This is a genomic window from Oleiphilus sp. HI0043 (genome assembly GCF_001634935.1).
Map to the genome: position 1 here is coordinate 1 of NZ_LWEY01001126.1, position 2,115 is coordinate 2,115.

Below are 2,115 nucleotides of genomic sequence, written 5' to 3' on the forward strand. Positions count from 1 at the left end.
TTACCTGAACTGTCAACGAAACCACCCATCAAAGTGACCCGATTACGCTGAGCAAAAAACTAATTTTTAGAACACTGAACCTTGATGATAACCTGACTTTATAAGAAGGCCATCTTTGCACAAAACTAAGAAAACCGCGTACAAGTGTTTGGTACTTTTGCGCATATAACGCCGCAATTTGCGCGACGGAGTGGAATGGCGGCTTGTTTGCGTGTTTTTGCAAACAAGGTGACAGCCCACGAAGTTCCGCAAGATTACTTGGTTATATGCCTACTGCTTGTAGGGGCTGAATATGATTTTCTGGCCGTTTTGCTGATAAGTCATGAACTGACTGCAAATTAAGCCAAAACTCAGGTGACGTATTAAAAGACTCTGATAATAGCCATGCAGTTTCAGGGGTTACCCCACGCTTACCACGCACTATTTCATTTATGCGCTGTATAGGAACGCCTAGATGTAATGCCAATGCTTTTTGAGTTACCTCAAGAGGCTCTAGAAACTCTTTGAGAAGAATAACTCCTGGGTGTGTTGCTATGCGATTTGAAGGAATCATAATTTACCTCATATTTAGTGGTAATCCACTATTTGGACATCATGAGCAGCGTTAGAATCCCAGCGAAATACAATACGCCACTGAGAATTAATACGAATACTATGGAAACCGTCTAGGTCACCTTTAAGTAGCTCAAGCCTATTTCCGGGAGGCGACTTAAGGTCATCTAGGTTCTGAGCAGCATTAATAACATCAAGCTTATATAAAACTAACTCATGTATCTGATTGGGCAGCTTTCGTGCCCAACGACTAGAAACACCATTAAACAGATCTGATGTAGTTTTATTGCCAAAGGAAATAATCATTTAGGCATATTAACGAATACACGGTATTCATGCAACATATAGCGCCGCAATTTGCGCGACGGAGTTAGATGGCGGCTTGTTTGCGTGTTTTTGCAAACAGGGTGACAGCTCACGGAGTTCCGCAAGATTGCTTTGTTATATTTAATCACGCAGCCTCAAAAGAAACTGAGTGAACGTTACCTAAATTGATATTTTGTTTGGCCTGCCAAAGGTCATAGTTGTCTTGCATTGCCAGCCAGCTTTCAGGACTACGACCTACAGCTTTGGATAGCCTTAATGCCATTTCAGGTGTTACACCACTTTGCCCCTTTAAAATACGGTTAAGTGTCGATGATGCGACATCTAGCTGTTTGGCTAAAAAGCGGCAGCTATAACCGAACGGCTCAAGGTATGTTTCTTTAATGAACTCACCGGGATGAGGAGGGTTATACATGCTCATTAGTGATAGTCCTCGTAATTTAATATGAATGCATTGCCATCTTTGAATTCGAAAGTTACTCGCCAGTTACCATTAACCGAAATAGACCAAATACCTTCACGGTCACCTTTTAATGGGTGCAATTGATAACCTGGTAAATCAACATCCTCGATTACATGAGCAGTATCGATAGCCGCCAGTTGCATTTTCAATTTCCTTGCATGGCTATTCTGAATGCCCGCAGTACTCCCTGATTCAAAGTACTTTTTGAGACCTTTATGCTTAAACGATTTAATCATAAGCTGATGGTAGCATGATGCGCACTATGCATCAATAAATATAACGCCGCCATTTGCGGGATGAGTCTTATGGCGACGTTTATGCGTTTCTTTGCATAAACGGTGACAGAAAACGAAGATCCGAAAGATGGCCTGGTTATATGATTTTTGCTTTTAGTCTTTTGACCTTATGCTCTTAATTTATTGTTAAGAACTCAGAAACGACGCAATAAACCATACAATAATTTTTATTTTGTTTATCTGATTTTGACCACGATAAACCCTAAATTCTTACCTGAACTGTCAACGAAACCACCCATCAAAGTGACCCGATTACGCTGAGCAAAAAACTAATTTTTAGAACACTGAACCTTGATGATAACCTGACTTTATAAGAAGGCCATCTTTGCACAAAACTAAGAAAACCGCGTACAAGTGTTTGGTACTTTTGCGCATATAACGCCGCAATTTGCGCGNCGNAGTNGAATGGCGGCTTGTTTGCGTGTTTTTGCAAACAAGGTGACAGCCCACGAAGTTCCGCAAGATTACTTGGTTATATGC

Annotated in this window: 4 protein-coding genes; all 4 read right to left on the reverse strand. The window is 41.1% G+C overall.

Going from position 1 to position 2,115, the window contains the following annotated elements; translation table 11 throughout:
• Positions 1 to 262: 262 nt before the first annotated feature.
• The 4 genes from A3729_RS12580 to A3729_RS12595 all read right to left on the reverse strand — a co-directional run bounded on the left by A3729_RS12580 (position 263) and on the right by A3729_RS12595 (position 1,575).
• Positions 263 to 553 (reverse strand): HigA family addiction module antitoxin, encoded by a 291-nt coding sequence (locus A3729_RS12580; RefSeq protein WP_068511195.1) that lies wholly within the window; start codon positions 551 to 553, stop codon positions 263 to 265.
• Between the two features lie 14 nt (positions 554 to 567).
• Positions 568 to 858 (reverse strand): type II toxin-antitoxin system RelE/ParE family toxin, encoded by a 291-nt coding sequence (locus A3729_RS12585; protein WP_068511197.1) that lies wholly within the window; start codon positions 856 to 858, stop codon positions 568 to 570.
• A 145-nt stretch (positions 859 to 1,003) separates the two neighbouring features.
• Entirely contained in the window at positions 1,004 to 1,297 is a 294-nt protein-coding gene (locus A3729_RS12590; protein WP_068509680.1) for a HigA family addiction module antitoxin, read from the reverse strand.
• Positions 1,297 to 1,575 carry a type II toxin-antitoxin system RelE/ParE family toxin gene (locus tag A3729_RS12595; protein ID WP_068509678.1) on the reverse strand — a complete coding sequence of 93 codons (279 nt, stop codon included), beginning with the start codon at positions 1,573 to 1,575 and terminating at the stop codon, positions 1,297 to 1,299. The genes A3729_RS12590 and A3729_RS12595 overlap by 1 nt, the downstream gene beginning before the upstream one ends.
• Positions 1,576 to 2,115 lie beyond the last annotated feature (540 nt).

Excerpts from the sequence above, each read along its gene's own strand:
- A3729_RS12580 (WP_068511195.1), bottom strand. The coding sequence starts at position 553 with ATGATTCCTTCAAATCGCATAGCAACACACCCAGGAGTTATTCTTCTC.
- A3729_RS12585 (WP_068511197.1), bottom strand. The coding sequence starts at position 858 with ATGATTATTTCCTTTGGCAATAAAACTACATCAGATCTGTTTAATGGT.
- A3729_RS12590 (WP_068509680.1), bottom strand. The coding sequence starts at position 1,297 with ATGAGCATGTATAACCCTCCTCATCCCGGTGAGTTCATTAAAGAAACA.
- A3729_RS12595 (WP_068509678.1), bottom strand. The coding sequence starts at position 1,575 with ATGATTAAATCGTTTAAGCATAAAGGTCTCAAAAAGTACTTTGAATCA.